The sequence below is a fragment of the Pseudorhodoferax sp. Leaf267 genome (assembly GCF_001422405.1).
Lineage (GTDB): Bacteria > Pseudomonadota > Gammaproteobacteria > Burkholderiales > Burkholderiaceae_C > Pseudorhodoferax.
Map to the genome: position 1 here is coordinate 1,183,086 of NZ_LMMV01000001.1, position 25,662 is coordinate 1,208,747.

At 67.1% G+C, this 25,662-nt stretch carries 19 protein-coding genes and 1 pseudogene; 14 read left to right on the forward strand and 6 right to left on the reverse strand.

Translation table 11 applies throughout. From position 1 onward, the window contains the following. Nucleotides 1-3 precede the first annotated feature (3 nt). The 10 genes and pseudogenes from gspN to ASF43_RS31560 all read left to right on the forward strand — a co-directional run. Nucleotides 4-810 (forward strand): type II secretion system protein N, encoded by an 807-nt coding sequence (gene gspN / locus ASF43_RS05275; RefSeq protein ID WP_056177391.1) that lies wholly within the window; start codon nucleotides 4-6, stop codon nucleotides 808-810. 124 nt (nucleotides 811-934) lie between these two features. Then, the gene (gene gspD, locus ASF43_RS05280; protein WP_082497668.1) at nucleotides 935-3,247 is read left to right on the forward strand and encodes a type II secretion system secretin GspD; all 2,313 of its coding nucleotides are present in this window, start codon (nucleotides 935-937) and stop codon (nucleotides 3,245-3,247) included. An 18-nt stretch (nucleotides 3,248-3,265) separates the two neighbouring features. Further along, nucleotides 3,266-4,657, forward strand: a complete 1,392-nt coding sequence (locus tag ASF43_RS05285) for a GspE/PulE family protein (RefSeq protein ID WP_056177395.1) — start codon at nucleotides 3,266-3,268, stop codon at nucleotides 4,655-4,657. Nucleotides 4,658-4,663: 6 nt separating this feature from the next. After that, the gene (gene gspF, locus ASF43_RS05290) at nucleotides 4,664-5,902 is read left to right on the forward strand and encodes a type II secretion system inner membrane protein GspF (protein WP_056177396.1); all 1,239 of its coding nucleotides are present in this window, start codon (nucleotides 4,664-4,666) and stop codon (nucleotides 5,900-5,902) included. 158 nt (nucleotides 5,903-6,060) lie between these two features. Beyond that, nucleotides 6,061-6,969 (forward strand): 5'-nucleotidase, encoded by a 909-nt coding sequence (locus tag ASF43_RS05295; protein ID WP_056177398.1) that lies wholly within the window; start codon nucleotides 6,061-6,063, stop codon nucleotides 6,967-6,969. 299 nt (nucleotides 6,970-7,268) lie between these two features. Next, nucleotides 7,269-10,379, forward strand: a complete 3,111-nt coding sequence (locus ASF43_RS05300; protein WP_056177400.1) for an amidohydrolase family protein — start codon at nucleotides 7,269-7,271, stop codon at nucleotides 10,377-10,379. 102 nt (nucleotides 10,380-10,481) lie between these two features. Continuing rightward, complete coding sequence (locus tag ASF43_RS05305) at nucleotides 10,482-11,951, forward strand: amino acid permease (RefSeq protein WP_056177402.1); 1,470 nt, start codon at nucleotides 10,482-10,484, stop codon at nucleotides 11,949-11,951. 70 nt (nucleotides 11,952-12,021) lie between these two features. Further along, on the forward strand, nucleotides 12,022-13,806 hold the full coding sequence (locus ASF43_RS05310) for an ABC transporter ATP-binding protein/permease (RefSeq protein ID WP_056177403.1): 1,785 nt from the start codon (nucleotides 12,022-12,024) through the stop codon (nucleotides 13,804-13,806). Nucleotides 13,807-13,933: 127 nt separating this feature from the next. Continuing rightward, nucleotides 13,934-14,800 carry an IS30 family transposase gene (locus tag ASF43_RS05315; protein WP_056177405.1) on the forward strand — a complete coding sequence of 289 codons (867 nt, stop codon included), beginning with the start codon at nucleotides 13,934-13,936 and terminating at the stop codon, nucleotides 14,798-14,800. Nucleotides 14,801-14,836: 36 nt separating this feature from the next. Then, nucleotides 14,837-14,997: pseudogene (locus ASF43_RS31560) on the forward strand (integrase); the annotation flags it as partial. Nucleotides 14,998-15,096: 99 nt separating this feature from the next. On the opposite strand, the gene ASF43_RS05320 reads toward ASF43_RS31560, so the two are convergent. The 3 genes from ASF43_RS05320 to ASF43_RS05330 form a co-directional block, all read right to left on the reverse strand. Continuing rightward, nucleotides 15,097-15,963, reverse strand: a complete 867-nt coding sequence (locus ASF43_RS05320) for a tetratricopeptide repeat protein (RefSeq protein ID WP_056177407.1) — start codon at nucleotides 15,961-15,963, stop codon at nucleotides 15,097-15,099. Further along, nucleotides 15,960-16,886: a Ku protein gene (locus ASF43_RS05325; protein ID WP_056178147.1), complete on the reverse strand. Its 927-nt coding sequence runs from the start codon at nucleotides 16,884-16,886 to the stop codon at nucleotides 15,960-15,962. The genes ASF43_RS05320 and ASF43_RS05325 overlap by 4 nt, the downstream gene beginning before the upstream one ends. Before the next feature lie 115 nt (nucleotides 16,887-17,001). Continuing rightward, entirely contained in the window at nucleotides 17,002-19,101 is a 2,100-nt protein-coding gene (locus ASF43_RS05330) for an ATP-dependent helicase (RefSeq protein WP_056177409.1), read from the reverse strand. Nucleotides 19,102-19,131: 30 nt separating this feature from the next. Between ASF43_RS05330 and ASF43_RS05335 the strand changes: the two genes are divergently transcribed. The 3 genes from ASF43_RS05335 to ASF43_RS30395 are packed head-to-tail and all read left to right on the forward strand — an operon-like array spanning nucleotide 19,132 to nucleotide 21,025. Continuing rightward, the gene (locus ASF43_RS05335) at nucleotides 19,132-20,061 is read left to right on the forward strand and encodes a DUF72 domain-containing protein (protein WP_369803217.1); all 930 of its coding nucleotides are present in this window, start codon (nucleotides 19,132-19,134) and stop codon (nucleotides 20,059-20,061) included. Further along, nucleotides 20,058-20,717 carry an alpha-ketoglutarate-dependent dioxygenase AlkB gene (locus ASF43_RS05340; protein ID WP_056177411.1) on the forward strand — a complete coding sequence of 220 codons (660 nt, stop codon included), beginning with the start codon at nucleotides 20,058-20,060 and terminating at the stop codon, nucleotides 20,715-20,717. The genes ASF43_RS05335 and ASF43_RS05340 overlap by 4 nt, the downstream gene beginning before the upstream one ends. Beyond that, nucleotides 20,714-21,025: a hypothetical protein gene (locus ASF43_RS30395; protein ID WP_156373134.1), complete on the forward strand. Its 312-nt coding sequence runs from the start codon at nucleotides 20,714-20,716 to the stop codon at nucleotides 21,023-21,025. The genes ASF43_RS05340 and ASF43_RS30395 overlap by 4 nt, the downstream gene beginning before the upstream one ends. A 474-nt stretch (nucleotides 21,026-21,499) precedes the next feature. Here ASF43_RS30395 and ASF43_RS05345 read toward each other — a convergent pair whose 3' ends face one another. Together ASF43_RS05345 and ASF43_RS31160 are read right to left on the reverse strand one after the other, a co-directional pair. Then, nucleotides 21,500-22,342 carry a YihY/virulence factor BrkB family protein gene (locus ASF43_RS05345; protein ID WP_056177414.1) on the reverse strand — a complete coding sequence of 281 codons (843 nt, stop codon included), beginning with the start codon at nucleotides 22,340-22,342 and terminating at the stop codon, nucleotides 21,500-21,502. 100 nt (nucleotides 22,343-22,442) lie between these two features. Further along, complete coding sequence (locus ASF43_RS31160) at nucleotides 22,443-22,664, reverse strand: hypothetical protein (RefSeq protein WP_162241758.1); 222 nt, start codon at nucleotides 22,662-22,664, stop codon at nucleotides 22,443-22,445. 343 nt (nucleotides 22,665-23,007) lie between these two features. On the opposite strand from ASF43_RS31160, the gene ASF43_RS05350 reads away from it, so the two are divergent. Then, nucleotides 23,008-25,224, forward strand: a complete 2,217-nt coding sequence (locus tag ASF43_RS05350; RefSeq protein ID WP_162241759.1) for a response regulator — start codon at nucleotides 23,008-23,010, stop codon at nucleotides 25,222-25,224. 54 nt (nucleotides 25,225-25,278) lie between these two features. Here ASF43_RS05350 and ASF43_RS05355 read toward each other — a convergent pair whose 3' ends face one another. Then, entirely contained in the window at nucleotides 25,279-25,635 is a 357-nt protein-coding gene (locus tag ASF43_RS05355) for a hypothetical protein (RefSeq protein WP_156373135.1), read from the reverse strand. Nucleotides 25,636-25,662 lie beyond the last annotated feature (27 nt).

Genomic DNA, 25,662 nt, shown 5'->3' on the forward strand with positions numbered 1-25,662 from the left:
CCCGTGGCCAGCCGCACGCCCACGCCCAGCACCGGCACCACCCACTGGCGCTGGGCGACGCTGGGCGGCAGCATCGGACTGGTGCTCGCCCTGGTGCTGTTCGCGCCGGCCCGCTGGCTGGCACTGGCCATCGAGAGCGCCAGCGAGCGCCATGTGCTGCTGCGCGACGCGCGCGGCACCGTCTGGAACGGCTCGGCCCAGCTGGTGCTGGCGGGCGGCATCGACAGCCGCGACGCCACGGCGCTGCCCGAGCGGCTGCACTGGCGCATCCGGCCCAGCGGCCTGGGCGCCGCCGTTGCGCTGCAGGCCAGCTGCTGCATGGACCAGCCCTGGCAGCTGCGCGCCCAGCCGCGCTGGACCGGCGCGCTGGTGAGCGTGGCCGACGGCCGATCGCACTGGCCGGCCGCCATGCTGGCCGGCCTGGGCACGCCGTGGAACACGGTCCAGCCCGAGGGGCTGCTGGCGCTGTCCACGCAGGGCCTGGCCGCCGAATGGATCTCCAACCGGCTGGTGCTGAACGGCAGCATGCGGCTGGAAGCCACCGACCTGTCCTCCCGGCTGTCCACGCTCAAGCCCATGGGCAGCTACCGGCTGACCCTGGCGGGCGGCGCGCAGGATGGCCCGGCCAGCCTGCAGCTGGAAACCATCTCGGGCAGCCTGCAGCTGACCGGCAGCGGGCAATGGGTGGGCTCGCGGCTGCGCTTCGACGGCGTGGCCAGCGCCGCGCCGGAGCGCATCGACGCACTGTCCAATCTGCTGAACATCATTGGCCGCCGTAACGGCGCGCGTTCCATCATCAAAGTGGGTTAGCACCATGTCTTCTTCACCGACCCGCCGCCACGCCGTGCTGCCCCGCCTGGGCGCATGCGCCTCGGCCATCGCCCTGCTGTGCACCGCCCTGCCCGCCGCCGCCCAGATCCAGCCCGCGCCCGGCATGCCGGGTGCGATCCCCACCACGCCCGTGGTGCCCGGCACGCCGGGCGTGCAGCCCGGTACCACCGCGCCTGGCAGCGGCCCCGGCACGGTGAGCATGACGCCCACCGGCACGCGCCGCGGCGACCCGGTCACCCTGAACTTCGTGAACGCCGACATCGAGGCCGTGGCACGCACCATGTCCACCATCACCGGCCGCAACGTGGTCGTGGACCCGCGCGTGAAGGGCCAGATCAACCTGTCGACGGACCGCCCGGTGAGCCCGTCCACCGCCTACAACCAGTTCATCGCCGCGCTGCGCATGCAGGGCTTCACGGTGGTCGATTCGGCGGGGCTGGACAAGGTCGTGCCCGAGGCCGACGCCAAGCTGCAGGGCGGCCCGGTCAGCATCAGCGACGGCGGCGACAGCGGCCTGCCCTCGGGCAACCAGATCGTCACGCAGATCTTCCGGCTCAACCACGAGAGCGCCAACAACCTGGTGCCGGTGCTGCGCCCGCTGATCAGCCCGAACAACACCATCAACGCCAACCCCGGCACGAACTCGCTGGTCATCACCGACTACGCCGACAACCTGCGCCGCCTGGCCAAGGTCATCGCGGCGATGGACGTGTCCAACGCCACCGACCTGGAGATCATCCCGCTGCGCCACGCCATCGCGGCCGACCTGGCACCGCTGGTGGCGCGCCTCATCGAGCCGGGCTCGGCCGCCGCCATCGGCGCCACGCCGGCCGCCGCGGGCCAGGGCGGCGACAGCGCCTACCGCACGACGCTGCTGGCCGAGCCGCGCAGCAATGCGCTGGTCGTGCGCGCGGCCAACCCGGCGCGCATGAACCTGGTGCGCTCGCTGGTGGCGCGGCTGGACCAACCTTCCGTGCAGGGCGCCAGCGGCGCGGCCGGCAACATCCACGTGGTCTACCTGAAGAACGCCGACGCCGTGAAGCTGGCTGCCACGCTGCGCGCCGCCATCGGCGCGGCCGGCACGGGCAGCGGCGGGCTGGGCAACACCGGCAGCAGCCTGGGCAGCGGCACGCTGCAGACCTCGCTGGGCAGCGGCGGCACGAACAGCGGCAGCAGCAGCCTGGGCGGCTCCAGTTCCAGCTTCGGCAGTTCGGGCAGCAGCAGCGGCTTTGGCAGCAGCAGCGGCGCGGCCGGCGGCAGCCTGGGCGGGGCCAACAGCAACCAGCCGTCCACCGGCGGGCAGATCCAGGCCGACCCGACGACCAACTCGCTCATCATCACGGCGCCCGAGCCGCAATACCGCCAGCTGCGCGCCGTCATCGACAAACTGGACGGCCGGCGTGCGCAGGTGCTGGTGGAAAGCCTGATCGTCGAAGTCAATGCCGAGAAGGCGGCCGAGTTCGGCATCCAGTGGCAGGCGCTGCTGGGCGGCGGCACCAAGCTGGGCGCGATCGGCACCAACTTCGCCATCGGCGGCCAGAACATCTTCGGCATCTCGCCAACGCTAGCCACGGGGGGTACACCAGCGGCGGGGACCACCGTTCCGTCCACCGGCATCAACCTGGGCTACGTCTACAGGAACGGCAGCAACAACATCCTGGGCTTCCTGGCGCGCTTCCTGGAATCGCAGGGCGACGGCAACATCCTGTCCACGCCCAACCTGCTGACGCTGGACAACGAGGAAGCGCGCATCATCATCGGCGAGAACGTGCCCTTCGTGACCGGCTCCTACAGCAACGCCACCAGCGCCTCCACGGTGAACCCGTTCACGACCGTGCAGCGCGAGGACGTGGGCCTGACGCTGCGCGTGCGCCCGCAGATCAACGAGAACGGCACGGTCAAGATGGTGATCTACCAGGAAAGCTCGGCCGTGAAGGGCGGCACCGAGAACGCTGCCAACGGCCCGACGACGACGAAGCGCGCCATCGAGTCCACCGTGCTCGTGGAAGACGGCTCCGTCGTCGTGCTGGGCGGCCTGCTGCAGGACCAGTACACGGGCAACCAGGAAAAGGTGCCCGGCGTCGGCGACGTGCCGTTCTTCGGCAACCTGTTCCGCAGCGAGACGCGCAACCGGCGCAAGACCAACCTGATGGTGTTCCTGCGGCCGGTGGTGGTGCGAGACGCGCAGTCGATCGAGCAGCTGTCCATGGACCGCTACGACCTCATGCGCGTGGGCCAGCAGCAGGCGCAGCCCGAACCCAGCCGCCTCACGCCGGTGAACGAGGCGCCCGTTCTGCCGGAGCGCGTGCTGCGCTCGCCCGTGCCCATGCCCTCGCCGCTGCTGCCGCCTTCCACCAACCTGGAAACGCAGACGCCGGGCGGCCCGCCCCAGCCCGTCGGCCGCCCGCAGTCCTGATGCCGCACGCCCGCTGACATGCGCCACCCCCTGCCCTACGCCTTCGCACGCACCCAACAGGTGCTACTGGAAGACAACCTCGGCGAGCTCACGCTGTGGCTGCACCCGGCATCGCCGGCCTCGGCCGTGGCCGAGGTCATGCGCAAGCACCCGGTGCAGCACGTCGCCACGCTCTCGCAGCCGGCCCTCGTGCAGCGCATCAGCGCGGCCTACGCGCAGGGCGAGTCGAACGCCGCCGCCGTCGTCAGCGAAGTCGAGAGCGACGCCGACCTGTCGCGCATGATGCAGGAGCTGCCAGCCGTCGAGGACTTGCTGGAAACCTCGGACGACGCGCCCATCATCCGCATGCTGAACGCGCTGCTCACGCAGGCCGCGCGCGACGGCGCCAGCGACATCCACATCGAGCCCTACGAACGCCACTCCAGCGTGCGCTTCCGCGTCGACGGCACGTTGCGCGAAGTCGTGCAGCCCAACCGCGCGCTGCACGCCGCGCTGATCTCGCGCCTGAAGATCATGGCCGAGCTGGACATCTCCGAGAAGCGCCTGCCGCAGGACGGCCGCATCAGCCTGCGTATCGGCACGCGCGCGGTCGACGTGCGCGTCTCCACGCTGCCCAGCGCCCACGGCGAGCGCGCCGTGCTGCGCCTGCTCGACAAATCCGGCGAGCGCATCAGCCTGCAGTCCGTCGGCATGCAGGGCGACGCGCTGCGCCAGCTGCAGAACCTGATCGCGCAGCCGCACGGCATCATCCTCGTGACCGGGCCCACGGGCTCGGGCAAGACCACCACGCTGTACGCCGCCCTGAGCGAGCTGGACGCGAGCCGCGGCAACATCATGACGGTGGAAGACCCCATCGAGTACGAGCTGCCCGGCATCGGCCAGACCCAGGTCAATGCCAAGATCGACCTGACCTTCGCCAAGGCCCTGCGCGCCATCCTGCGGCAGGACCCGGACGTGATCATGATCGGCGAGATCCGCGATTTCGAGACCGCGCAGATCGCCATCCAGGCCTCGCTGACGGGCCACCTGGTGCTGGCCACGCTGCACACCAACGACGCGTCCAGCGCCGTGACGCGGCTGACCGACATGGGCGTGGAGCCCTTCCTGCTGAGCTCGTCCCTGCTCGGCGTGCTGGCCCAGCGCCTGGTGCGCAAGCTGTGCACGCACTGCCGCGGCCAGGGCTGCGAGGCTTGCGGCCAGACCGGCTACCAGGGCCGCACCGGGGTGTTCGAGCTGCTGCTGGCCGACGAAGCCATCCGCGCCCAGGTGCACAACCGTGCATCCGAGGCCGACATCCGTGCCGCCGCGCAGCGCAATGGCATGTCCCTGATGCGCGAGGACGGCGAGCGGCTGGTGGCCGCCGGCATCACCTCGCGCGAAGAGCTGCTGCGGGTGACAAGAGAGTCGTAGCAGAGCATGCCCGCCTACACCTTCGAAGCCGTCGATGCCGAGGGCGCGTCCCGCAAGGGCGTGCTGGAGGCCGACACGGCGCGCGCCGCGCGCAGCATGCTGCGTGCGCAGGCGCTGGTGCCGCTGTCGGTCGAGCCCGTGGGCGCCGGCAATGCCGCGGCCGATGGCGCCAGCCACTCACGCAAGTCGCGCGCGATCTTCGTTGGCCGCGTGTTCAGCAACACGCGCCTGGCGGTGTGGACGCGCCAGCTCGCAGGCCTGGTCAGCGCCGGGCTGCCGCTGGAGCGCGCGCTGTCGGCGCTGACCGAAGAGTCCGAAGACGAACGTCAGCGCGACCTGCTGGCCGGCCTGCGTTCCGAGGTCAACGCCGGCTCGCCCTTCGGCAAGGCCCTGGCCCAGCACCCGCGCGAGTTCACGCCCATTTACACGGCCGTCATCAGCGCCGGCGAGCAAAGCGGCCACCTGGGCCTGGTGCTGGAGCGCCTGGCCGACGACCTGGAGGCGCAGCAGGAGCTCAAGTCGCGCCTGATCGGTGCGGCGCTGTACCCGGCCATCGTCACGCTGGTGGCCATCGTCATCGTGATGTTCCTGGTCGGCTACGTGGTGCCGCAGGTGGCCAACGTGTTCGCGGGCACCAAGCGCGCGCTGCCGTTCCTGACGATGGCCATGCTGGCCGTGAGCGACGTGGTGCGCAACTACGGCCTGTGGATCCTGCTGGCGCTGGTGCTGGCCGGCGTGGGCCTGAAGTTCGCGCTGCGCAACGAGGGCTTTCGCGAGCGCTTCGACGCCACGACGCTGCGCCTGCCGCTGATCGGCCGGCTGGCCGCCGGCTACAACGCCGCGCGTTTCACGAGCACGCTGGCCATGCTGGCGGCAGCCGGCGTGCCCATCCTGCGCGCGCTGCAGGCCGCGGCCGAAACGCTGAACAACCGCGCCATGCGCGCCGACGCAATGGACGCGCTGGTGCTGGTGCGAGAAGGCGCGCCGCTGGCCTCCGCCATGGCGCAGAAGAAGCGCTTTCCCGGCTTGGTCGCGATGTTCGCGCGGCTGGGCGAGCAGACCGGCCAGCTGCCCGTGATGCTGCAGCGCGCGGCCAAGCAGATCGGCACAGAGGTGCAACGCCGCGCGATGGCGCTGGCCACCATCCTGGAGCCGCTGTTGATCGTGGCCATGGGCCTGGTGGTCATGCTCATCGTGCTGGCGGTGCTGCTGCCCATCATCCAGCTCAACCAATTCGCGAGGTAGACATGGCTCACCCCCAGTCTCCCCGCGCTGCGCGCTGGTCCGCCAACCTCCTTCAGGGGGCGCCGTCTACGGCCCGGCAAAGCCGGTTCCGTGACGGCCCACGCCTCGGTTCGGTGTCGCACACGTAGTTCCTCCTACTGCATGGACAGGAGTCGCACATGCCGGTTACTTTGGACGACAAGCTGGTGGTCGCGATCTCCTCGCGCGCGCTGTTCAACCTGGAAGAAGAGAACCGCCTGTTCGACGCGGGCGACGCCAAGGCCTACATGCAGCTGCAGCTGGAGCGCCTGGACGTGCCGGCCGCGCCCGGCGTCGCCTTTTCGCTGGTGCGCAAGCTGCTGGCCTTCAACGAGCCGGATGTGCAGCGCGTGGAGGTCGTCATGCTGTCGCGCAACGACCCGGTGAGCGGCATGCGCATCTTCCGGTCGGGGCGCGAGGCCGGCATCAAGCTCGAGCGCGGCGTGTTCACGCAGGGCCGCGACCCCTTCGGCTACCTGCGCCCGCTGCGCGCCCACCTGTTTCTGTCGGCCAACGAGGCCGACGTGCGCGAGGCGCTGGCCCAGGGCTTCCCAGCCGCGCGCGTGCTGACCGAGTCGGCCCAGGCCGGCCACAACCACCCCGAGGAAGTGCGCATCGCATTCGACGGCGACGCCGTGCTGTTCTCCGACGAGGCCGAGCAGGTGTTTCGCGCCCAGGGGTTGGACGCGTTCCAGCTGCACGAGACCGACAAGGCCGCACTGCCGCTGCCCGACGGCCCGTTCAAGCCGCTGCTGGCCGCGCTGCACCGGCTGCAGCAGGCCGGCACGCCGAAGATGCGCATCCGCACCGCGCTGGTCACCGCACGCAGCGCGCCGGCGCATGAGCGCGCGATCCGCACGCTCATGAACTGGAACATCGCGGTCGACGAGGCGATGTTCCTGGGCGGCCTGGCCAAGGGCGAATTCCTGCGCGAGTTCGAGCCCGATTTCTTCTTCGACGACCAGACCACGCATGTGCATTCGGCCGCGCGCCACGTGCCGGCCGGGCACGTGCACCACGGTGTGGCGAATTTGCCGCCCCAGGCCTGACTTCTGGTCGTCAGCACGGCCGATCTGAAAAACTTTGTAAAACCTCGCCCCACTTTGGGGCGCACATTCGTTCATCCTGTGCGCGAATGCAGCACCGGAACCGGCCGAAATAACGCGTTGATGCACGCATAGCGTTTGGATACAAGCGCCGTTGTGCATGGCGCCCGGCGCTCCTATGGTCGGCCCCTCGGTCACACGCAGTCGCTCGGCGAGGCGAACGTCTGACCCGCTGAGGAGGCCGGCCCCAAGCCGGTCTTTTCCTTCGACGGCAGCGGTGGCCGAGCAACCTGGAGGAGACGATGCACCTGCACCCCCGGATTCTGGTGAGCGCCTTGGCTGCAGCCGTGCTCGCGGCCTGCAACAGCGGCGGCGACGATGGCAACGACACGATCGAGGTACGGCAGACCAGCAACCTCAGTGGCTCCACGCGCGACGTGACGGTCGAGCTGCACGAGGGCACCAACATGGCGGCCGCGCCCTCGCCCGATGGCACGAAGATCGTCTTTTCGGCGCAGGGCGCACTGTGGGTCATCCCCATCGCTGGCGGCAACGCCACCCGCATCACGCCGTGGACCATGGAGCCCACGGCACCGGTCTGGTCGCCCGACGGCAAGAGCATCGTGTTCCAGAACTACACGGGAGAAGGCAACTACCACCTGTGGTCCATCGCGCCCAACGGTGCCAACGCCAAGGAGCTCACCACCGGCCCGCAGGACGACCGCGAGCCGGCCTTCACGCCGGACGGCAGCGCGCTGGTGTTCTCGTCGGACCGCAGCAACGACGGCCAGTACAAGATCTGGAGCCTGAGCCTGGCGAACGGTGCGCTGCGCCAGGTCACCAGCGGCGCGGGCGCCGAGAGCAATCCGGTGGTATCGCCCAATGGCCAGCAGGTGCTGTTCGTCGACACCGCGAACCTGTACACCGCGCCGCTGGCCGGCGGCGCGCGCACCCTGGTCGGCCCCGGCATCGCGCCCAACTACACGCCCAGCGGCACGGCCATGGTCTTCCAGACGCCGGAGCGCGCGCTCACCATCGGCGGCGCCAACGTCTCGGGCACCGAAGACGTGTTCACCTTCCCGGTGCGCTGGCTGCCCGACGGCCGCTTCCTCTACACCACCGACGGCAAGATCCGGATCCGCAATGCGGCCGGCGCCAACCCGGCTGACGTGCCGTTCAGCGCCCAGCTCACGGTGCGCCGGCCCGTCATCACCGCCCCCAAGCCGCGTGGCTTCGACGACCTGGGCCAGCGCACCGTGACCGGCATCAGCGGCCCGGCCCTGTCGCCAGACGGGCAGAGCGTGGCCTTCGTCGCGCTGAACGACGTGTGGACCATGAAGATCGGCGAGCCGCCCGTGCGGCTGACCAACGACAAGGACCGCGACGGTAGCCCGCAGTGGACGCGCGACGGCAGCGCGGTGATCTTCTCGTCGGAGCGCGGCAACGCGGGTGCGCTGGCCATCGACCGCATCGATGTGGCGACCAAGGCGCGCACGCGGCTCGGCGCCATCGCGGCCAAGTCCATGGTCACGCCCATGATGTCACCCGACGGCAGCCGCATCGCCTACACCACGGGCTCGGGCCAGCTGGAGCTGTGGGACGTGGCGAGCAAGACCGCCAGCGTGGTCATCGCGCAGGTGAGCTCGCAGGTCAGCACACCGTACTGGACGCCGGACGGCGACAAGATCGTGCTGGTGGACAACGAGCGCATCAACAACCGTTTCCGCGAGGGCTACAACAAGCTGCGCGTGATCGACGTGGCCGCCAAGACCGGGACCTTCCACGCCGTGGCCGCCGCGCCGCAGCACATCGCCGACCGCGAGGAAGGCGCGGCCGCGCTGTCGCCCGACGGTACCCAGGTCGCGTTCATCATGGACGCCGTGCTGCACGTGATGCCGCTCAAACCCGACGGCTCGCCGGCCGGCGCCGCCAAGGCCATCACCAGCGCCGTGGCCGACCTGCCGAGCTGGGCCGGCGACTCGAAAACCATTCTGTACAAGTCGGCGACCAGGCTCAAACTGATCCAGTCCGACGGCAGCAACGACCGCGACGTGGCCGTGCCGCTGACCTGGCAGCAGGCCGTGGGCCCTGCCACCACCATCGTGCGCGCCGGCACGCTGTGGGACGGCAAGAGCGCCTCGGTGCAGACCGACATGGACATCGTGATCCGGGGCAACCGCATCACGCAGGTGCGCCCGCACCAGGCCGGCTCCGAAGCCACGGCCGACCGCTATGTCGATGCCTCGGGTTTGACGGTGATGCCCGGGCTGTGGGACCCGCATGTGCACCCGCTCACGCTGTACCAGGGCGGGCAGTTCGGCCAGATCTCGGCGTTGATGCTGGCCTACGGCATCACGTCCGTGCAGTCGGTGGCCGGGCCGCTGCACCAGAGCGTGGAGATCCGCGAGGCGCTGGAGGCCGGCAACCTGGTCGGCCCGCGCGTGTTCATCTCGCCGCCGCTGTGGGAGGGCAACCGCTCCTTCTACAGCTTTGCGCGCAGCCTGCGCACGACGGAGATCGCCGACCTGGAGATCGCCAAGGCACGCGCCATGGGCACGGACTACATGAAGTCCTATGTGCGCGCGCCGATCCCGGTGATGAACCGCATCGCGCAGGCCGGTCTGGACTACGGCGTGCCCACCGGCACGCACATGCTGGCCCCGGGCTCGGCCGCCGGGCTGGGCGGCACGACCCACCTGTCGGCCACGCAGCGCATGGGCTATGGCTGGTCGAAGTCGGTGGGCGGCTTCACCTACCAGGACGCGTACGACCTGCATGCCAAGTCCGACTTCCATGTCGTGGACACGCTGTTCTCCTCGCTGGCGCTGGTCGGGCAGGACCCGGCGTTGATCGCGGGCGAACGCATGGCGCTGCTGGTGCCGCCCAACTTCATCGCCGGGCTGCAGGGCACGGCAGTGCCCACGCCGGCCCAGGTCGCCCTGGTGAAGAAAGACGCGGACCAAAGCGCCAAGGTGGCCGCGGCCGGCGGCCTGCTGGCCATCGGCACCGACGCGCCGCTGGTGGCGCCTGGCATCGCGCTGCATACCGGCCTGCGCGGCTCGGGCCTGGCGACCACCAACCTGCAGGCGCTGCAGAACGTGACCATCAACGCCGCGCGCATGAGCTACGTGGACCGCGACCTGGGCACGGTGGAGGTCGGCAAGCTGGCCGACCTGACCATCGTCAGCGGCAACCCGCTGGACGACCTGAAGGCCGCGGCCAACGTGCAGTACGTGGTCAAGAACGGCATCACGATGTCGGTGCAGGACATCCTGGCGCCGTTCAAGACCCCGCTGGCCATCGCGCAGCGTTCGCGTGCGCTCAAGGCCTACCAGAAGATGTGCGGCAGTGGCCATGCCGACCATGCGGAGACGGTCGACGGCGCCTGCACAATCACGATGCACGCGCACTGAGACCGCTGCGCCGGCGCAACGCGCTCGCCGGCGCCCGCTCGACGCGGCGGGGCACGGCATGGAGAATGCGCGCGCATCGCGCACGCCACAAGAACGATCTCCATGACAGCCGCCGCCCCGTCGGGCCAACTCCACCGCGTCCTCAAGGCCCGCCACCTGTCGATGATCGCCATCGGCGGCTCCATCGGCACCGGGCTGTTCGTGGCCTCCGGCGCCACGGTGTCGCAGGCCGGCCCGGGCGGTGCGCTGCTGGCCTATGCGGTGATCGGGCTGATGGTCTACTTCCTGATGACGAGCCTGGGCGAGCTGGCCGCCTACATGCCCGTGTCGGGCTCGTTCGCCACCTACGGCGCGCGCTATGTGGACGAGGGCTTCGGCTTCGCGATCGGCTGGAACTATTGGTACAACTGGGCGGTGACCATCGCGGTCGACCTGGTGGCCGCGCAGCTCGTGATGGCCTACTGGTTTCCGGCCGTGCCGGGCGTGCTGTGGAGCGCCCTGTTCCTGGCGCTGATGTTCGCGCTCAACGCGTTCTCGGTGCGCGGTTTCGCCGAGGCCGAGTACTGGTTCGCCGCGATCAAGGTGGTCACGGTGATCGTGTTCATCGCGCTGGGCACCTTGATGATCTTCGGCATCCTGCGCGGCGGCGCGCCCCAGGGCTTCATGGGCAACCTGGCGAACTGGTCGGTCGGCGATGCGCCCTTTGCAGGCGGCTTCGCGGCGCTGATCGGCGTGGCCATGATCGTGGGCTTTTCGTTCCAGGGCACGGAGCTGATCGGCATTGCGGCCGGCGAGTCCGAAAACCCGGCGCGCAACATCCCGCGCGCCGTGCGCCAGGTGTTCTGGCGCATCCTGCTGTTCTATGTGCTGGCGATCGCCGTGATCAGCCTGTTGATTCCGTATACCGACCCGCAGCTGCTCAAGAACGACCTGGGCGACATCAGCGTGAGCCCCTTCACGCTGGTGTTCGAGCGCGCCGGCCTGCTGTCGGCCGCAGCGGTGATGAACGCCGTGGTGCTCACGTCCGTGCTGTCGGCCGGCAATTCGGGCATGTACGCGTCCACGCGCATGCTCTACACCTTGGCCACCGAGGGCAAGGCGCCGCGCATCTTCGCCAAGGTCACGTCCAACGGCGTGCCGCGCATGGCGCTGGTCGCCACCACCGTGGTCGCGGGCCTGTGCTTCTTCAGCTTCGTGTTCAGCCCGCAGAAGGTCTACCTGTGGCTGCTGAATTTGTCGGGCATGACGGGCTTCATCGCCTGGCTGGGCATCGCCATCAGCCACTACCGCTTCCGCCAGGGCTATGCCTTCCAGGGCCGCGACCTGGCCGCGCTGCCCTACCGCGCAGGGCTGTTCCCGCTGGGGCCGGTGTTCGCGTTCGCGCTGTGCCTGGTGATCACGCTGGGGCAGAACTACCAGGCCTTCCTGCAGGACCGCATCGACTGGGCCGGCGTGGTGGCCACCTACATCGGCCTGCCGCTGTTCTTCCTGATTTGGGGCGGCTACCGGCTGGTGCGCGGCGGCGGCATCGTGGCCTACCGCGACATGCAGTTCCCGGCGCCGAAGTTTTAAGCACCACGTAAGTTCACCGCCGGGGTCCGGCGCTAGCATGGGTCGCACCACGACTTTCGACAGCGCCACGATGAAGCTGCAAGAACGACTCCAACTGACGGGCCGGCAGGCCCGCAAGATCTGGGCACTGTCGCTGCCTTACTTCCAGTCCGAGGAGAAATGGCGTGCGCGCGGCCTGCTCGCCGCGATCATTGCGCTGAACCTTGGCGGCGTGTGGCTGCTGGTGCAGTACAACGACTGGTACCGCGTGTTCTACGACGCGCTGCAGGAGAAGAACCAGGCGGTGTTCTGGCAGCAGCTGCAGCGCTTCACGCTGATTGCCTTTGGCCTGATCGTGCTGGCGGTCTACCGCTTCTACCTGACGCAGCTGCTGGAGGTGCGCTGGCGCACCTGGATGACCACGCAGTACCTGCAGCGCTGGCTGGCAGGCCATGCGTTCTACCGGTTGGAACTGGCGCGCTATGGCCAGGCGGCCGACGGCACCGTGCCCGACAACCCGGACCAGCGCATCCAGGAAGACCTGAACCTGTTCACCACCTACACCGTGTCCCTGACCATGGGTGCGTTCAACGCCGCGGTCACGTTGGTGAGCTTCGTGGGCATCCTGTGGAGCCTGTCGGGCGCGTTCGCGTTCGAGCTGGGCGGGCGCCCTGTCGAGGTGCCGGGCTTCATGGTGTGGATGGCGGTGCTGTACTGCGTGGCCGGCAGCTGGATCACGCATGTGATCGGCAAGCCGCAGATCGGCCTGAACTTCCAGCAGCAGCGGCTGGAGGCGGACTTTCGGCACCACATGGTGCGCGTGCGCGAGTACAGCGAGGCCATCGCGCTGGACCGCGGCGAGCCCGTGGAACGCCAGCAGCTGGACCTGCGCTTCTCGCGCGTGCTGGCCAACTACCTGGACCTGATCCGCGCGCAGAAGCGCCTGATCTGGTTCAGCAGCTTCTTCGGGCAGGCCGCGGTGATCTTCCCGTTCGTCATCTCCGCGCCGCGCTTCTTCAGCGGCGCGATCCAGCTGGGCGAGCTGATGCAGATCTCCACGGCCTTCGGCCGCGTGCAGGACTCGCTGGCCTGGTTCGTCGACAACTACCAGCAGCTGGCCGTGTGGCGTGCCACGACCGACCGGCTCACCAGCTTCGAGGCCAGCCTGGCCGCGCATCGCGACGAGGTGAACAGCGTCCACAGCCGCCACACGCAGGCCGAGGGCGCGCTCGCCACGCAGGATCTGGCGCTGGCCCTGCCCGATGGCACGCAGCTGCTGAGCGGCCTGGACCTCAACATGCAGCCCGGCGAACGCGTGCTGGTGCAAGGCCCATCGGGCAGCGGCAAGTCCACGCTGCTGCGCGCGATCGCCGGCATCTGGCCCTATGCCAGCGGCAGCGTCACGCAGCCGGCGGACGCCATGTTCATCCCGCAGCGGCCCTACTTCCCGGACGGTCCGCTGCGCGATGCGCTGGCCTATCCCAAGCCCGCCAGCGACTACCGCGACGAGGACCTGCGCGCCGCCTTGCGCGATGCGCTGCTGCCGCAGCTGCAGGACAGCCTGGACCGGCCCGACGCCTGGAGCCAGAAGCTCTCGGGCGGCGAGCAGCAGCGCCTGGCCATCGCGCGCGTGCTGCTCAAGAAACCGCGCTGGATCTTCGCGGACGAGGCCACCAGCGCGCTGGACCCGGCAGCCGAGCAGACGGTCTACGGCAAGCTGGTGGCCCAGGTGCAGGGCGCGGGCGGCGCGCTGCTGTCGATCGCGCACCGTCCGGCCGTGGCCGCGTTCCACGACCGCAGCTGGCAGCTGGTGCCCAGCGATGGCGGCCCGGCACGCTTCAGCCTGCGACAGGCAGCATTGCCTGCCAAAGGGTAGGGTGGCCTCAAGTTTGAAGTGCGACACGGCGCAACCTGTAAGGTGCCGCCCAAATGGGAACTCACTACTCGCACGTCACAGCAGCTGATCGGATGTCGATCCAGGCCTTGCTGCAAGCCAACCGCGCATGAACAAGGCAGCGATCCAGGCCGGGCTTGCGCTGCCCGAGCCACCCATGTCGATCTCGCACGAGACGATCTACTGCGCCATCTATGCGATGCCGCGCAATACCCTGCGCACTGAGCTGGTCGGCCTGCTGCGCAAGAGCCACAAGGCCCGCCTGCCACGCGCCCGCGGCACYGCCCGCAAGGGGGGCCTGCCCAACATGACCAACATCAGCCTGCGACCGCCMGAGGTRGCCGCGCGYATCGTGCCCGGKCACTGGGAGGGCGAYCTGATCAAGGGSGCCATGAACCGCTCCTCGGTGGGCACGCTGGTCGAACGCCTGAGCCGCTACACCATGCTGGTCAAGCTCGATGGCAACACCGCGCAGGACGTGYTGGAGGGCTTCAAGCGCCGCCTCAAGAGCATCCCTGAGAGCCTGCGCAAGACCATGACGGTGGGCACGCTGGTCGAACGCCTGAGCCGCTACACCATGCTGGTCAAGCTCGATGGCAACACCGCGCAGGACGTGYTGGAGGGCTTCAAGCGCCGCCTCAAGAGCATCCCTGAGAGCCTGCGCAAGACCATGACGTACGACCAGGGCTCGGAGATGGCGCTGCACGAAACGCTCAGTGCTCAGTTGAACATGGACATCTAMTTCTGCGACCCGCACAGCCCCTGGCAGCGCGGCTCCAACGAGAACGCCAACGGCCTGGTGCGCGAGTTCCTGCCCAAGGGCATGGACCTCAGTCAGGTGAGCCATCAGCAGCTCACCGCCATCGAGCACATGCTCAACCACCGTCCGCGCAAAATCCTCAACTTYCACTCCCCGCATGAAGTGTTCTCACAACTCACTGCGGATCTCATTGCCGGCGTTGCACTTCAAGTTTGAAACCGCCCTGTGCCTGGATCCACGGACTTTGGCTCTCATCCAATACGTAGAACTAAGGCGACGCCGATTGACTGTCGAACAAAGAACCTGCATGCGGGGCAGTTTTGCATGGGCACTCGACACTAGGGTCCTCCGTGAGATACCTGGGCATCGAGGTCAATGACGCCCCGGAGATCTCAGAGCGGATGGAGATCTGATTGCTTCTAGTGCAGCGCTCAGCTTCTCAAGACGACCGACTGCAATGGGCGCACAGCGGCCATCGGCTCCTGCGAGCCGAGGGCGATCTTGATCGATGATCAAACGATCAATTGGGATTGCAGCCGACGGTAGGCGTTCCAATGGCGCACAGCGCCCTGCAAGTCGCCTTGCACACTCAGCAGCCGTGCGAGGTTGAAATGGGCATCGGCAAGCTGCGGATCGAGCGTCAATGCAACCTCGTAACTGGCCTGCGCCGCCTCGTACTGGCCGACATCCTCCAGTGCGACAGCGTGGTTGAAGTGCAGCAAGGCATCGGCCACCCCATGTCGTAGCGCCGACTCGAACACCGCGACGGCCTCCTCGCACGAACCGTCCTCGCACAACAACGCCCCCAGGTTGACGGACGCGCAAGGGTGCGCAGGGTTCAACGCCAAGGCCTGCCGATAGGCTTCAAGTGAGGCTGCGCGATCGGTGTCCTCCAACGCCTCGGCACGCTGGAAATGCGCCTCGGCCAATCGCGTCGTGTCGGAAGCCTTGCCGACCGACGGGCCCGCTTCGCCAACATTCAACAGCGTCAGGCTGCCCTCCTCCCGTGCAAGCACTTCGAAGTCGAGAACCAACTGGCCAGAGATCGCCTCGCGAGGACCATCGGCGCCGCGCACCACGACATCTGCACCTTCGGCCGTGATGCGCAGGCCGCTGAGCGGAAGCGAAGGCGGCAGGTCTGCGCGCAGCTTGGCAAGCGCCTGCAGAATGCGGCGCGGAGGCACCTTGGCGTGCTGCAGTCCGAATGCCGTGCGCAGCAGCACCAGATCCTGGAACGTGAAGCGCATCTGGTTGCGCGGACCTCTCTCCGGCTGCACGACGTGCTCGGCGATGAGCCCTTGCACCACCCGGCGTGATAGCCCCAACGTTGCCTGCACGCGTCGCAGCGACCACATGCCTGGCCCCGCGGCTGCATTCATTTGCGCGCGCGACCGCGCGGCGCGGCAACCGGCGCTGGGGCGGCCACCTTGGATGCGCGTTTGACGCCCTTGCGCTCTTTGGCATCGGCCATCGCCGTCACCGTGGTGCCAGGCTTGGCAGGCGCCTTCGCATCAGGCTTGCGCTTGCCCAGGCTGGCCTGCAGCGCCTGCATGAGATCGATGACCTGTCCGCCGCCAGCCACGGCATCCTCTGGATGGGCGGACGCGATGACCTGTTTGCCGGCGATCTTCTCGTCGATCGCCGCGAGGACTCGCTCCTTCTCTTCATCCTTGTACTGCGACGGGTCGTAGTGGTCCTCGGCGATCTGGTCGATCAGCTGCAGGGCCAACTGCAATTCGCTGGCCGACACGCTCACGGGCTCGATGTCCAGGTTCTTGAGCGAGCGCACCTCGTCCGCGTACAGCAACTGCTGAAGCACTAGACCATCGTCTGTCGCTCGCACCTGCACCACATACTGCTTCGCCTTCCAGGCCCATTTGGCAAGCGCGCAGCGGCCGCTCTTCTGCATGGCGGCCATGAGCAGGTGGTAGGGCTTGCCGCCGCGCTTGTCCGGTGCCAGCAGGTAGGCATTGTCGTAGTACAGCGGGTCAACCGCCTGCTCGGGGATGAAAGCCACGATCTCGATGACGTGGCTGCTCGCCTCCTCCAAGGCCTTGAGCTCCTCCTGGCTGAACAACACGAAATGGTCCTTTTCCACCTCGTAGCCCTTGACCATTTCCGCACGCGGTACGACCTTGCGCGTCTTTTCCGAGATGTACTGCTGCTTCAGGCGCGAGCCATCTTTGGCCAGCAGGTTGAAGCGGACCGATGAGCCGGAATCGGTCGCCGAGTACAACCGCACCGGGATGTTGACCAGGCCGAAGCCGAGGGTCAGTGAGGCGATCGAGCGTGCGGTGACCATGTGCATCTCCTGCTTTGGGCAGCACACAGCGTAGGCAGGCAGATCAACGCCTGCATGGCGCGTCGAGCACACTGCAATGTAGGACGAGAGGCACACCCGATGGGTGGAGACCAGGCTAGCGCCAGGCCGAACGCGCGCGGTCCCTGACCTGCATCACCACGGCTTGCCGGCCCGCTGCTGGGCTCGCTGCACTGGTGGCCACAGGCCACTGCACGCACTCGAACTGACCCACCATCGCCTCCGGAATGAACCGCGTCCGCGCCGCGTACACATGCCGGTCGCCCATCGCCCCCTGCTGCGTGACGTAGAAGCGATGCGGCACCATCACGTGCAGATGGTCGCGGGCGCGGGTCAGGGCCACGTACAGCAGCCGCCGTTCTTCGTCGATCTCCGCGCTGTTGCCTGTGGCCATGTCCGAAGGGATGCAGCCGTCGACCGCGCGCAACACGAACACAGCCTTCCACTCTTGCCCTTTGGCCGAGTGGATGGTGGACAGAATCATGTAGTCCTCGTCACGGCCTGGCGGCCCAGCCTGGTCGCTGGTGGCATCGGGCGGATCCAAGGTCAGCTCCGACAGGAAGCGCTCCCGGCTCGCGTAGCCGCCGGCCATGCGCTCCAGGTTGTCGACGTCCGCGCGCCGCGCATCTGCGTCGTCGTGCAAACGCTCCAGATGCGGCAGGTACCAGCCCTTGACCAGTCCGACCTCGGCCGGCCAGCTCGATGCGCCCCTGCGCAGTGCAGTGTAGAGCGCCACGAAGCCAGCCCACTCGGCCGCGGCGTTGGTCGGCGGCTCGAACGCCATGACGGCTTCCATCGGGTCGGCGGCCTGCTCCATCGCATCCAAAACACGCGTGGCGGTGACAGGGCCGATCCCCGGCATGAGCTGCAGCGTACGAAAGCCGGCGAGGCGCCCGCGCGGGTTCTGTGCGAAGCGCAGTACGGCCAGCATGTCCTTCACGTGGGACGCTTCCAAGAACTTGAGCCCACCGAACTTCACGAAGGGGATGCCGCGGCGCGTGAGCTCCAGTTCAAGCATCGCGCTGTGCGAGGACGCGCGGAATAACGCGGCCTGCGAAGTCAGCGGCAGGCCGGCCTCGCGGTGCTGCAGCACGCGGTCGGCGACCCAACGGGCCTCGCTGGCTTCGTCCGGCACCGTGACCAACTGCGGCAAGGTCTGCGACGGCTTGTCGGTCCACAGGGTCTTGGCGTGGCGTTCGCTGGCTTGTGCGATCACGGCGTTCGACACGGACAGGATGGGCTGCGTGGAGCGGTAGTTACGCTCCAGAGCGACGGTGCGGGCCGGCTGGCCGAACTGGTGCGGGAAGTCCAGGATGTTGCGTACCGTCGCGCCGCGGAACGCGTAGATGGACTGCGCGTCATCGCCGACCACGGTCACGCCGGTCCCCTGAGGTTTGAGGCCCAAGACGATGGCCGCTTGCAGACGGTTCGTGTCCTGGTACTCGTCGACGAGCACGTGGTCGAAGCGCGCCCCGAGGTCGGCAGCCAGTTCAGGATCGCCCATCGTCTCGGACCAGAACAGCAGCAGGTCGTCGTAGTCCAGTACGTTCTGCTCCTGCTTGGCTTGGACATAGCCAGCGAAGAGCCGGCGCGGTTCGGCTTCCCACTGGCTGCACCAGGGGTACGTGTGCTGCAGCACCTCACCCAAGCTGCCCTGCGTGTTGACCACGCGCGAATAGATCGACACGCAGGTGCCCTTTTGCGGGAAGCGGTTCTTGGTCGCCGACAGGCCCAGATCGTTGCGCACGATGGCCATCAGGTCCTCGGAGTCGCCACGGTCCTGGATCGTGAAGTTTTCTTCCAACCCGATGCGTCCGGCGTACTCGCGCAGCAGGCGCGCGCCAACGCTGTGGAAGGTGCCCGACCAAGGCAGTGCCACGGGCGCATGGGCCGAACCGATGCCGAGCACGCGGCGCAGCACGCCGGCCACGCGTTGTTCCATCTCCGAGGCCGCGCGGCGTGAGAAGGTCAGCAGCAGCATCCGATGCGGATCGGCACCATCGAGGATCAGCCGTGCCACGCGGTGGGCCAGCGTGTTGGTCTTGCCCGAGCCTGCTCCAGCGATCACGAGCAAGGGGCGCGCATCTGGCGCGTTGGACGTGCCATGTTCGACGGCTTCACGCTGGGCCTCGTTGAGATCGGCGAATGGGTCGGATCGGGTCTTGAGCCCTGGCGTGTGGTCGAAGACGGGGGACATGAGTACACTGTATATCAATACAGCTTCATCATGGGCATGCCAAACACCTTCGTGGGCACAGCGTCCTGGACCGACAAGACACTGATCGACTGCCAGCGCTTTTACCCGCGCAAGACCATGTCGGCCGAGGCCCGACTGCGCCACTACGCGACGCAGTTCCCGATGGTCGAGGTGGATTCGAGCTACTACGCGATGCCGACGCCGGACCGCACGCAGGCATGGGCCGAGCGTACGCCCTCCTCCTTCGTGTTCAACATCAAGGCGTTCAGGCTGTTTACCCTGCACCAAACGCCCGTGGTGGTGCTGCACCAGGACATCCAACAGGCGCTCGCCCCATTCGGGCGCGACGTGTTCTATTACCGCGACCTGCCGGGTGAGATCGTCGACGAGCTGTGGCGCCGGTTCCTTCTGGCATTGGAGCCTTTGCGGGCGTCGGGCAAGCTGCAAGCCGTGCACTTCCAGTTCGCGCCATGGGTCAAGCGCAACCGGCCGGGTCGGCTGCATGTGGAGGAATGCGTGCAGCGCATGGCCGGGTACCGGCTGGCCGTCGAGTTTCGCGACGAGACCTGGTTTCGGCCCGAGAACGCGGCGGCGACGCTGGATTGGGAACGCGAGCTGGGCCTCGTCCATGTGGTGGTCGATGGGCCGCAGGGCTTCGCCAACAGCGTTCCCGCGTTGTGGGAGGCCACGAATCCCGAACTGGCCATCCTGCGGCTGCACGGCCGCAATACGTCGAGCTGGAACGTCAAAGGATTGACCGCCGCATCGGACCGCTTCAACTACGACTACTCCGACGAAGAGCTGTCCGGATTCGTACCGGACATCGTGCGCCTGGCCGAGCGCGTGACGGCCATGCATGTCGTCTTCAACAACAACATGGAAGACCAGGGCCAGCGCAACGGCCGTGCCTTGATGCGCCTGCTGGGCGACCGCGCCGTGCAGCCAGAGGCCATGTCATGACACAGATGCCCCCACCCACGCCGGACCTGTTCGGCAATACCGCGCCTCCAGGCATCGCCGGCCTGCACTACGAGACGGAGTTCCTGTCCGTCGCCGAGGAATTGGACCTGATCGAGCACGTGCGCGCCATGGCACTGCAGCCCGCGCTCTACAAGGGGTACACGGCCCGGCGCAAGGTCTTGAGCTTCGGCGGACGCTTCGACTACGACGACAACGTGCTCCGCCCGGCCGCGACCCTGCCTTGCGAACTGCACCCATTGCGCAGCAAGGTCGCGCGTTGGCTACAGGTTCAAGACGATGCGTTGGTGCACGCGCTCGTGGCCGAGTACGCACCGGGCACGCCCTTGGGCTGGCACCGCGATGTGCCGGACTTCGAGACCATCGCCGGTGTGTCGTTGGGTGGAGCCGCGCAATTGCGCCTCCGACCCTACCCTCCGACCCCTGCGAGCAACCGGCACGCCCTGCGCCTTGATGCTGCGCCCCGCTCGGCGTACGTGATGCAAGGTGAGGCACGTTGGGCCTGGCAACATTGCGTCATGCCGACCGAGGTCATGCGCTGGTCCATCACGTTCCGCACGCGCCGGACACTCGCGCCAACAGGCGAGCGCGTCGGAATACACGTTGCCAACCTCGCCTCGGACCGCAGAAGTTCATGAGTGCCCTCCCCTTGCTGCAGCATGTCGTCGACCTGCGCTTTTTGCGCATTCTGGCCGCGAGCCCATTGCCCAGGCGTGTCCCGGTCGGCCCGGCGTTCGAATTGGTGCTGGCATACCAGGCGGCTGGCTTTGTGGAGTTGGCGATACCGGCCTTGATCCGCACGCGGGCCGGACACGCCATACAACCCGCTGCCGTTGTGTTGGCAGTCACGCCCATGGGCCACAGCGTTGTAGCGCGCAACGGCAGTTTGAGTCCGACATCCCGATCCGAGCCGTGGGTGGCGGCATCCATCGCCGGATCTGCTTGAGCAAGGCTTCGCACAGATCGACCGCAACGGTCACGCGCCTTGATTAGTTCTTCTTTCGTGACAAATCCGTCGCGAATTTGTTGCACGTGTCGATCAGAATGACCGCTTAACAACAGGCCTATCTGGGCGCGTGGGGTGCCAGTGGAACTCGACAGTGAACCCCTCTGCGTGGGCTGGGAGCAGATGCAGACCTTTGTGGGGCCCAAGGGCGGATCGCAGAGTCCGCACGGCACCACGGTGTTGGCACTCGAAATGTCGAGTGCCGACTACGACAGGCGCTACACGTTGCTGGCAGCACGACATTGCATGAAGGAGCCTAGGAACTACAGGGGGCTTCACCGCGGCTTCCTGGTTGTGCGAAATGTGGGGACAACCGAGGTCTACGAAACGTGGATGGCCCGCCATGTCTTCCTGCGCAACTACATGCCGGCTGCAATCCAGCGATGCAGCGCGGTGGATCGTGTCGGACCTCCGTCAGGCACCGTCCCGTTCTGATCGCAGGGCGCCGTTGATCTCGGCTCCGAAGATGAGCGTGCTTGCGCTGACGTAGAGGAACACCAGGGTTGCCACGACGCCGGCAAAGCCGCCGTACAGCAGGGCGAGCTTGCCGGCCGTGCTGAACGTGTACGACAGCATGGCGGCCGCCGCGGTCCAAGCGGTGGCGCCGACGAGAGCTCCCGGCGCGACGGTCAGCAAACGCTGGCGGAGATCCGGCAACCACCCGTACAAGATCGCGTAAAGGATGACGATCACCAGGAAGGCAGAGCCATACCGCACGCTATGGCGCAGCCACACGGCTTCTTCACCAGCACCGTCGGTCTGCAGGAGCCGCCACGCGTAGGGCATCACGATGACGGAACTGAACGCCACCAACGTGCAGGCGCCAACCACGACCGTGAACACCGTGACCTTGATGCGTGCCTTCCAAAAGGGAAGTCCCTGGTCCACGCCATAGGCCCGATTCAAAGCTGTCCGAACGGCCTGCATGCCAGATGAAGCCGTCCAGAGGGTGACGAACAGGCCGATCGTCAACAACGTCTGGTTTCGACGCGCGATCACCTGATCGATCACCGGCTGTACGGCGTCGCGGACCAGCTGCGGCGCGTACTCCATCACCCGGGCAGCCAGTGCAGCGGCGTCCCCGGGCTGCCCCGCGTACCCTGCCGCCGCTGACAACAGGATCAACAGCGGGAACATCGACAGAACCATGGAGAAGGCAACACTGCCCGCCTGGTTTGCGCTTTGATGCTGGATGTAGTTCAGGGCCGCCCTAAACAAGATGCGCAGAAACTTGACGGCCATGACCGCGTCACGCATTCGGCGCAGTGAATGTGACAGCCTCATCTGCGTGCGGCAGACCCGGCGAGCCGGGTCACCTTGGCCATGGCGTCGTTCGCGTGGACCGTCGCACCGCTGACTACTGACCTGCGTCGTTGCTCTTGTGGTCAGGCCGGACCACCTGCGCATTCGAACGCGCCTGATCCTCTGCATCATCCAACTTCTTGCTGGATCCGGCCACAGCTTGACGCATGTCCTCCTTCAGACGCTGCGCATCCCCTTCACCCTCTGTCGGCTCGTCTGGACTGGTCACTGTCGTGGGTTCCTGGACACGCTGGCCCTGGGTGTTTGTCTGGTTCATACCGGCTCCGTTTGATTGGCTGCCTGTTGTAAACGCCGCGGTCCGGCGCGGTTGTAGGAAGCGAGGACCAAAAAGCTTTCCTACGGGCGAAATCGCAGATCGCGTTCACAGTTCCTCCACCATCGCGCGAGGCGTTGCGGGAAAAATGATCCCGGGCATCACATGACTGCGCTGCGCAGCGTGTGCATCGGGCCCGGCCCCACCCACATGTGCAAATGCGCGGAAGTGCCCCATGCTTTCACAGCGAGCTGTTCCGGACGATGCGTCCGATCCTGGCGTTGATCCCCGTTTGAAATCACCGTCCGACCACGCCACACACAGGAGCAGAACGCTGACTGATCCGATGGACAGTCGCATGCCATTGCGGTTGATGCTGGCGTTCGCGTCGATGCCCTACGAGCGCCGATTCATCCAGCACTACGTCGCGTTCTACTTTCGGTATGCGCAGGCAAGCCTGGTTCTCGGCCTTTTGCTGATCGTCGGCGACTTCCTCGTGGACCACTTCGCCGATCCGGCGATCGCTGCGAACTGGCTTCGCCTGCAGGTCGCCGTACCGATCCTCGTGGCGGGCCTGGCATACACCGCTCTACCTGCCGCCCGCCGGCATTGGCAGCCCGTCGTCGCTGGCTTCATCGTGGTGGTGGCTGTCGCGCTCTTCTGGATCCTGTCGCTCGTCGACCGACAAGGTGGCGCAGGGCTCAAGAGCTGGGTCGGCATCCTCAACTTCACGTTCCTGCAGTTCTACTGCTTCGTGATCCTGGGCGTGCAGTTCCGCTTCGCACTGTTGTCTGGCACGATGATCCTGCTGGCCTTCGGCAGCGCGCTGTGGATGGAGTTTGGTCAATCCACGAGCGAGTTCGCGTACTGGCTCTACCACGTGTCCACGTTGTTCATCCTGGCGGCTGGCATCGGTTGGTGGCGCGAGTTCGTGCTGCGCAAGGAGTTCGCGATGCGCAGCGACCTTGATGACGCACGGCAAGCCGCCGAATCCCTCGCAAAAACGAAAAGTGAATTTCTGGCCGCCATGAGCCACGAGATTCGGACGCCGATGAATGGGGTGCTCGGCATGACGGAGCTGCTGATGAACAGTGACCTGCTACCGCAGCAGCGCAGTTGGGCCAACACGGTGCAAATGTCCGGTCGTCATCTACTGGGCGTCATCAACGACGTCCTCGACGTGTCGAAGATTGAATCGGGTCATCTGACCCTCGAGACGGTTGACTTCACTCTCGCCGACGTCATTGAGGACACGCTGGCGATGTTTGCCCACCCGGCGCAGGCCAAGGGCTTGGAATTGCTGGGCCGGTTCACGCCAGCGGACGGTGAAGCACGGCTGCATGGTGACCCGCTTCGCCTACGGCAGATTCTCGTCAACTTGGTCGGCAACGCCGTCAAGTTCACAGAACGCGGACATGTGGAACTTCACGCGACCGTTGCCCGGCAGGCCGACTGCCGTGCGCGCGTCGTGGTCTCTGTGCGTGACACCGGGATCGGCATCGCCCCCGAAGCGCATGGCCGGATCTTCGAACTTTTCTCGCAGGCAGACAGTTCGACGACCCGGCAATTCGGTGGCACGGGTCTGGGGCTGGCGATTTGCCGCCGGCTGACCGAACTCATGGACGGCCGCATCGACATCGACAGCAGCCAAACGCTGGGCTCGCGGTTCGTTGTCGAGCTGCTGCTGCCGCTAGTGCACGAGACTGTCGATCCGTTGCAGGGCCAGATCGCGCAGCCACGGCAACGGTTTGCCGCGCTCGTGGTCGATGACAGCGCCGCCAGTCGACAGACCCTGGTCGCGCAACTGCAGGCAATGGACGTGGCCGCAGTCAGTGCCGCGTGTGGCGCCCATGCGCTCGAGAAACTTGAGCAAGCTGCACTGGCCGGCCGCGCGTTTGAGTTGGTCATGCTGGACGCGGACATGCCAGGCATGGATGGTCTGCAACTCGCTCTCGAGATCCGCAATCGACCGGCGTTGGCGGGCACGCGCCTGGTGCTCCTGGGCGGCGGCCACACGCGGACCGTGACACAGCAACTTCAGGAACTGGAAATCGCAAGCCAGTTTGCCAAACCGGTGCGCCGCGCGGACCTGCGGCATGCGGTCGAGGGCGCACGTGCGGGGATGGGACCGCAATGCGAGATAGAGCGCAGTGCACCTAAGCTGCCTTCCACCGCATTGCGTGGGTCGGTTCTGGTGGTCGAAGACAATCCCGTGAACCAGTGCGTAGTGCTGGCGATGTTGGACATGCTCGGGCTGCGCACTGCTCTGGCCGCCAACGGCGCCATCGCGCTGGACATGGCGTCTGCGCAGTCTTTCGACGTGATCCTGATGGACTGTCAGATGCCGGTCTTGGACGGCTTTCAGGCAACCGCGGCCATCCGCAAACTGCCGCGCAAGCAAGGCGGTAAGGTTCCCATCGTCGCGCTCACGGCGAGCGCCGGCTCTGCAGAGGCGGCCAAGTGCATCGAGGCTGGCATGGACGACTATCTGACCAAACCGTTGACGCTCGAAGCACTGACGTCAACGATGGCGCGCTGGTTGCCAGGAGCGCGGCCGGATTAACGAATTGCTGCTAACCGTCGGCCCTCGGGAACACGGAAAACGGCAAGCACCTCACTACAGCCCTGGCTTGTGCAAGGTGTCCGGCGCGTCCGAATCGACGATCACGCGCACCGAAACTTTCGGCATCTCCCGCTCCAGTGGCACATAAGTGCTGTGGACCCACGCCCGCACGACACGCATGGCGCCCGAGTCCAACTTCGGAGCCCAGGGGTCCGATGGGTCAAGTGCCACAAAACCAATGTGAGCCCAGGTCTTCCACAAACCAAAAAAGCGGCTGCATCGGACCCAGACGGCAATGGCCTGGGGATCCCTGCTGCCCATCGCACGTCGCAGCTGCACCTCTGCACCTTTGCGCGCAAAGGCCCTGGTCATTCTTTCTCGGTCGCCGAACGCGGTGCCGACCACGATCAAGGTGTGTGTACTGCGAACCATGACGCT